Here is a 7926-nt window from a genome sequence, read left to right on the forward strand (position 1 = left end):
TCTCGAACTGGCGCGAGGTGGTGATCTCGAAGACCGGCTTCTGCTCCGTCAAGGAATAACTCCCCAATTCAGATCGGGCATATTATTGTATCAGCACGTAATCCCGCACAAGGTACGATGCGCGCCCGGCAATGCTGCGGATTCCGCCTGCCCCCGGCACCGGTTTTCGTCTGCCGGGGACATGCTTGTCCTATATTCTTATCCTGCGTTAATTCCACTCAGGTTCACCGTGTCATCGACGATCACCGTCGCCAATACGTCGCCGCCGACCGTGTATTCGTATGCCGTGCTCCCTCCGGAACTTGCACCCACTTCCCAGGTTCCACCAGCGTTCGGATGCCCACCATCAAGCGCGGCGAAGTTCACCGTATCGCCGACATTGCCCAACACATCCAGCACGTTGCCTTCCGTGTCGTTGAGGTCGAAAACATCCTCGGCGTTGAGCGTCAGCGTGGAGTTGCCGCCGTCCTGCGTGAGGTCGATGGTTTCGATGCTGTCGATGGAGTTGTTGGACAGACCTGTCAGGTCGAGGTCGATTGCAGCGTCGAAGCGCAGCGTATCCGACCCACCGCCGCCGTCGACGCGCACGAAATTCGCATCGCTGATCGCCAGCGTGTCATCGCCCGCGCCACCGGAGAGCACATCCGCCCCGCCGTCGCCGACGAGCGTGTCGTTGCCCAGACCGCCGACGAGCTGATCGCCCGCCGTGTTGCCGCCTGTCGCCATGAGCGTATCTGCGCCGTCAGTTCCGACCGTCACGCCGCCGGAGAAATCGCCGCCGAAGACGACGTAACCCGCACCCGTGGCAGCATCGCCGGTTGGGTTGGCATTGAACGCCCCTATGATCAGGTCATCGAAACCATCGCCATTCACGTCACCGGCGGAGGACACCGACTGGCCGCTGAAATCACTTTCATCAACGCCATTCAGTACGAAGCCGTTCGTGCCATCGATATCCGACAGTTCGAACGTGCCCGTGCCGCCCGTAATATCCAACCCGCCGAACACCACATAGCTCTCGCCGCTTCGGTCACCGTTCGGATCGGCCTGACTCGCCCCGATGATCAGGTCATCGACACCATCGCCGTTCACATCGCCGGCCGAGGAGACCGAAACGCCGCTTCGGTCATTCGCAGCGACACCGTTCAGCACGAAGCCGTTTGCTCCATTCAGCGACGACAGCTCGAACGATCCGCCTGAACCGATGCCCGGCCCGCCGAACACCACATAGCTCTCGCCGGCACCGCTGCGGATCGTCATATCCGGATTCTCCGGGTCGGCCTGCCTCGCCCCGATGATCAGGTCGTCGATACCGTCACCGTTCACGTCACCGGCGGAGGACACCGACTGGCCGCTGAAATCACTTGCATCAACGCCATTCAGCACGAAGCCGTTCGTGCCATCGAGATCCGACAGTTCGAACGTGCCCGTGCCGCCCGTAATATCCAACCCGCCGAACACCACGTAGCTCGCGCCGGAACTGGTGCCGTTCGGATCGGCCTGCCCCGCCCCGATGATCAGGTCATCGATGCCATCGCCGTTCACGTCGCCCGCCGAAGAGGCCGAACTGCCGCTGCGGTCACCCGAAAGTACGCCATTCAGCATGAAGCCGTTCGTACCATCGAGGCTCGAAAGCTCGAAAATACCGGTGTTTCCAATCTCCGATCCACCGAAAACCACATAGGTTTGACCCGCACTATTGCGGGCCGTCATATCGGGGTTCTGGGGATCGGCATTATCCGTCGCGATGATCAGATCATCGATACCGTCGCCGTTCACGTCTCCCGCTGAGGAAACTGACCGACCGCTGAGGTCATCGGCAGCGACCCCGTTCAGTATGAAGCCATTCGTCCCGTCGAGGCTCGACAAGCTGAACGCACCGGCACCGCCGCTTATATCCGGCCCGCCGAAGATCACATAGGTTTGCCCGGCGTTACCACGGGTCGTCATATCCGGATTTTCGGGATCGGCCCGATTCGCCCCGATGATCAGGTCGTCCACGCCATCGCCATTCAGATCCCCTGCTGAAGAAACCGAGATTCCGAAACGATTATCCGAGCCGGCTCCATTCACCACAAATCCAGAGATGCCTGTGCCGTTTTCAAGGCTCGAAAGTTCGAATCCATCCGCAAAAGCCTGCCCGCCGAACACCACATAGCTCGCGCCGGAATCAGTCCCGTTCGGATAGGCCCGATACGCCCCGATGATCACATCGTCGATGCCGTCGCCGTTCACATCCCCCGCTGAGGAAACCGTGGAGCCGGCATAGTCACCCGCAACTACTCCCCTCAGCACGAAGCCATTCGTGCCATCGAGGTCGACTAGATCGGGAGGAGCAACTAGAGGCGCGGGATCGGCATTGACAGTCACCGTATCGGAGACATTCACCGTCGCCCGGACTTCGCCGCCGACCGTGAATTCGTAAGACGTGACGCCATTTGCCGTCGCTCCCTCGACCCAAGCGCCGCGGGCCAGCGGATGGTCGGAAGCCAGATTGCGCAGGTTGAGCGTATCATCCGCATTGCCCCTTACAATCAGCACGTTGTCCACCGTGCCGTTGATGTCGAAGACATCCTCGGCGTTGAGGGTCAGCGTGCTGTCATTGGTGCCCACACCGAGATCGATGGTCTCGATGCTTTCCAGCCGCGTGTTGGCGATTTGGGTCAGGTCGAGGTCGATCGCCGCATCGAAACTCAGCCTGTCCGACCCGCTGCCGCCGTCAACGCGCAGGAAATTCGCATCACCGATCACGAGCCAGTCATCGCCAGCGCCACCCGACAGGACATCCGCCCCGCCGTCGCCGAGGAGCAGATCATCGTCCAATCCGCCGACGAGCTGATCGCCCGCCGTATTACCGCCTGTCGCCATCAGAGAATCACGGCCGTCGCCCCCGACCGTCACCCCGCCGGAGAAATCGCCGCCGAAGACGACGTAGGCCTCTCCGGCAAGGTTTGTATCGTCCGGATCGGCCCTGACCGCCCCGACGATCAGATCGTCGAAGCCGTCCCCGTTCACGTCACCGGCAGAGGAAACCGAGCCGCTCTGGTCATACGGGTCGATCCCGCTCAGCACGAAACCGGCAAGCCCGTCCGGCTGGCCGATCGAGGAAAGGTCGATCTCGCCATCCACCGCCAGTGCGGCGAAATCCTGCCCGCCGAACACCACATAACTGCGCCCGGCATCGGACACGTTGTTGGGGTCGGCAAACCGCGCCCCGATAATCAGGTCGTCCACGCCGTCACCGTTCACGTCCCCCGCCGAGGAAACCGAATAGCCACTCTCGTCACCCGCATTGACGCCGTTCAGCACGAAGCCGTTCGTGCCGTCCAGCGACGACAACTCGAAAGAGCCTCCCGTGCCGATGCCCGCCCCGCCGAACACAATATAGCTCTCGCCGGCCTGGTTGTTGCCGTTCGGATCGGCGTAGCGCGCCCCGATGATCAGGTCGTCGATACCGTCGCCGTTCACATCCCCTGCCGAGGAAACCGACCAGCCGCTGTTACTACCCGTCATAGCGCCGTTTAGCACGAAGCCGTTCGTCCCCACTCCGGATGCAAGACTGGAAAGCGCAAACGTGCCGGTCCCGCTTGTGATGTCCGGCCCACCGAACACCACATAAGTCTCGCCGCTATTGTCGCCGCTCGGATCGCCATTGAGCGCCCCGACGATCAGGTCGTCGATGCCGTCGCCGTTCACATCCCCAGCCGAGGAAACCGAACGGCCGCTGTTGCCAATCGCAACGAAGCCGTTCAGCGCGAAGCCGGTGCTGCCATCGCCGCCCGCAAGGCTCGAAAGAGCGAACTCCGCCCCAAAAGCCTGACCACCGAACACCACATAGGTGGTTCCGATATCGGTTGTAATAATATTACCATCCACGCCCGGAGCCCCGACGATCAGGTCGTCGATGCCGTCGCCGTTCACATCCCCCGCCGAGGATACCGAAAAGCCACTCTCGTCATCCTGATCGATGCCGTTCAGCACGAAGCCGGCGCTGCCATCCCCCATTGCCAGGCTCGAAAGCTCGAATGTCGCGCCAAAAGACTGGCCGCCGAACACCACATAGCTCTCGCCGGCATCGCTGTTGCCATTCACGTCCGCGCGCCTGGCCCCGATGATCAGGTCGTCGATGCCGTCGCCGTTAACATCCCCGGCTGTGGATACGGACCATCCGCTTTGATCATTGAAATAGGTCCCGTTCAGCACAAACCCTTCGCTGCCGTCGCCAGCCGCAAGACGCGAAAGGTCGAATGCATCCAAACCTTCGGAGATATCGGCCCCACCGAAGACCACGTAGGTTTCGCCGGCGCTTATATAGCCGTTCGGACTGGCATACCTTGCCCCGATGATCACATCGTCGAAGCCGTCGCCGTTCACGTCCCCCGCCAAAGAGACCGCGAAACCGGTTTGGTCATTCACCGCAATGCCGTTCAGGACGAAGCCGTTTGAGCCGTCGAATTCGGAGAAAACGAACGCTCCGTCGGCGATGATGTCATTGACCGTAACGGAAATCGCCTGCGCGTCTGTCACGCCGGAACCGTCGGTGACGGTGATCTCGACCTCGTAGACGTTGTCCTGCTCGCCCTCGCCGCCGTCGCCCATCTCGCTGTCTTGCGGCGCCTCGAAGTCGGGCGCCGCGATGAAGTTGAGTTCGCCGGTGGTCTCGTCGATCGAAAACAGCGCCGCGTCCGCGCCGCCCGTGATGGAAAAGGTGGCCGTATCGCTGGCGTCGATGTCGCTCGCCGTGACCGTCGTGACGGCGGTCGCACCCTCGTGGACCGAGGCGGTGGCGGCGGAGGTAATCTCCGGCGCATCGTTCGTGCCGGTGACGGTGACGGTCAGCGTGGCCATATCCGTGCCGCCGTTACCGTCGGACACTTCATAGGTAAAGACGTCCTCACGCGTCTCGCCCACAGCCAGGTCCTGCGCCGCATCCTGATCGACCGCGTAGGAATAGCTGCCGTCCGCACTCAGCGTCAGCGTGCCGTGAGCGCCAGCGATCGCCGCCGGAGCTCCTGCGGGAACGGCCTCGGGTTCGTTGGCGCCGGCAGCCACCGTGACCGTAAGCACGTCCGACGCATCCACGTCGCTGTCGTTATCCAGCACGTTGCCCGTCGTGGGGGCGGCGTCTTCCGAGATCGCCGCCACATCCGCAACCGCAACCGGTCCATCGTTCGCGCCCGTCACCGTCACCGTCAGCGTGGCGATGTCGGTGCCGCCGTTGCCGTCGGAGACTTCATAGATGAAGACGTCATCTTCCGCCTCCTCGACGCCGAGCGCCTGCGCGGCGGCTTGGTCGGCGACGTAGGAATAGCTGCCGCCGGCGTTAAGCGTCAGCGTGCCGTAGGTACCGGTCAGCACCGCCGGTGAGTCGCCGACCGTCGCGGGCGTTGCGCCGAGCGTGTCCCCCGCGGCCGCCCGCGCCACCGCGAGCACGTCCGACGCATCCATGTCGACGTCGTTATCCAGCACGTTGCCGTCCATGGCCGGCACATCCTCGACGATCGCCGCCGTATCCGCCACAGCCACCGGAGCGTCGTTCGTGCCGGTCACCGTCACCGTCAGCGTGGCCGTGTCCGTGCCGCCGTTGCCGTCGGAGATGTCGTAGGAGAAGATATCCTCAACCGTCTCGTCCACGGCGAGCGCCTGCGCGGCTCCCTGGTCGGCGATGTAGGAATAGCTGCCATCCGCGTTCAGCGTCAGCGTGCCGTAGATGCCGGTGACGACGCCGGGCGTTTCTTCGCCCACCTCCGCTACCCCCGCGCGCGGCCCCGCCAAAGCGACACCGGTGACAGATAGCGCGTCGGACGCATCCGCATCCGTGTCGTTGGAAAGCACATTTCCATCCACGGCGGGCGCATCCTCCGCGATCGCCGCCACATCCGCCGACGCCACGGGCCCGTCGTTCGTGCCGGTTACCGTCACCGTCAGCGTGGCGATGTCGGTGCCGCCGTTGCCGTCGGAGACTTCATAGATAAAGACGTCCTCCACCGTTTCGTCTGCAGCAATCGTCTGCGACGCCGCCTGGTCGGCGACGTAGGAATAGCTGCCATCGGCATTCAGCGTCAGCGTGCCGTAGGTGCCGGTCAGCGTTGCCGGAGTGTCGGCACTCACCGTTTCCGAAGCGCCCCCGAGCGCGTCGCCCGCCGCCGCCCGCGACACCGCAAGGGCATCCGAGGTGTCGGCATCGCTGTCGTTGGAAAGCACGATGCCGCCGGTGCCTTCCAGATCGTCTTCACTCGCGGCAGCCGTGTCGGCCACCGCGACCGGTGCGTCATTCGCGCCGGTGACGGTGACTGTCAGCGTCGCCGTGTCCGTGCCGCCGTTGCCGTCGGAAACTTCGTAGGAAAAGATGTCTTCAGCCGTCTCGTCGACCGCAAGCGCTTGCGCCGCAGCCTGATCGGCCACATAGGAATAGGAGCCGTCCGCGTTCAGCGTCAGCGTGCCGTAAATGCCGGTAATGACACCGGGTGTGCCTTCGCTCACATCCGCTATGGCGGCGCGCGGCCCCGCCAACGCGGCGCCGGTGACCGAAAGCACATCCGACGCATCGACGTCGCTGTCGTTGGTGAGCACGTTGCCCGTCGCCGCGGGCGCATCTTCGGCGATCGCCGCCGTGTCGGCCACGGCCACGGGCGCGTCGTTCGCGCCGGTCACCGTCACCGCCAGGGGCGCAACGTGCGTGCCGCCGTTGCCGTCGGACACCTCATAGGTGAAGACGTCGGTGACCTCCTGCCCTTCCGCCAGCGACTGCGCGGCCTCCTGATCGGCGACATAGGAGTAGCTGCCGTCCGCATTCAGCGTCAGCGTGCCGTAAGTGCCGGTCAGCGTTGCCGGAGAGTCGGCACTCACCGCATCCGCTGCTTCGTCGAGCGCGTCTCCCGCCGCCGCCCGCGACACCGCAAGGGCATCCGAGGTGTCGGCATCGCTGTCGTTGGAAAGCACGTTGCCGCTGACATTGCCCTCGCCATCCTCGACCGCATCCGCCAGATCGGCTTCCGCAGCCGGCGCATCATTCGGATCGACCGGCGGCGCGCTCGCCGGCGGCGGCGTTGTCACCGGACGGGTTGCGACCGGCTCCGGCTCGGGTGATGGCGATGACACCGGACCATTGCCCGACGGCTCGCTCAGCTCGCGCCCGTCGTCGAAACCACCGTCGCGCGAATAACCCGAATCAGAACCATCGCCGGATACGCCCCCGTCCGGAGAACCGTCATCGCTCGGACCGTTCTCGCCAGCTCCCTCGGTCTCGCCGCCGTCCTGCGCCAGCCCCTCGTCGCCACCTTCGCCTTCCCCCGCATCGGCGCCGCCATCCGTCGAGCTTGCCGCCCCGGACGCCTCATCTCCGTCGTTGTCGCCGTTGCCGGCCGGCCGCGCCGCGTCGGCCGGATCGGAACCGCCACCGTCCTGCGATGCGTCGTCGCCATCGCCGCCACCGTCGCCGTTCAGCAGGCTGTCTCGGAATTCCTGAGAGGCCGCGAAGGTCTCGCCGTTGAAGCTGACCTCCGCACCGTCGCCGCCACCCTCGGTGAAAAAGCCCTCCACGCGCACGACCTTGCCGTCGTCCAGGACAAGAACGAGATCGTCGCCCTCGCTCGTCTGCTCGACGACTTCGGCCTCGGTAATCTCGACCTTCTCGCCGTCGACGACCCTGACGACCGTTTCCTGCTCGACCGTCTCGATCTCGCGGACGCCGCCGTCGCGGCCCGTCACCTTCGCAATAGCCATGTCAAAAAGCCCTTTCTCCGCAGGCCGCCCGGAAATTCGGGGCCCTGAGGATCATCAAACGAAAAACCGGAAGGGCGGCGCCCCGACGGCTTGCACCCGGGCGCCGCGACAGTCGTGCGGGAGGCCTACTTTGAGGCGATCTGGAGGCTTTCCACCAGCGTGCCGATCGTGGCCAGAAGCTCGTATTCGTCCTGGAGCGCG

Annotated in this window: 1 protein-coding gene; it reads right to left on the reverse strand. The window is 64.2% G+C overall.

Annotated elements, in window-relative coordinates:
- Window positions 1-198 precede the first annotated feature (198 nt).
- Entirely contained in the window at window positions 199-7725 is a 7527-nt protein-coding gene (locus GR183_RS21575; RefSeq protein WP_160777760.1) for a cadherin-like domain-containing protein, read from the reverse strand.
- Between the last annotated feature and the right edge of the window lie 201 nt (window positions 7726-7926).

The organism is Stappia sediminis, from assembly GCF_009826895.1.
GTDB classification, from domain to species: domain Bacteria; phylum Pseudomonadota; class Alphaproteobacteria; order Rhizobiales; family Stappiaceae; genus Hongsoonwoonella; species Hongsoonwoonella sediminis.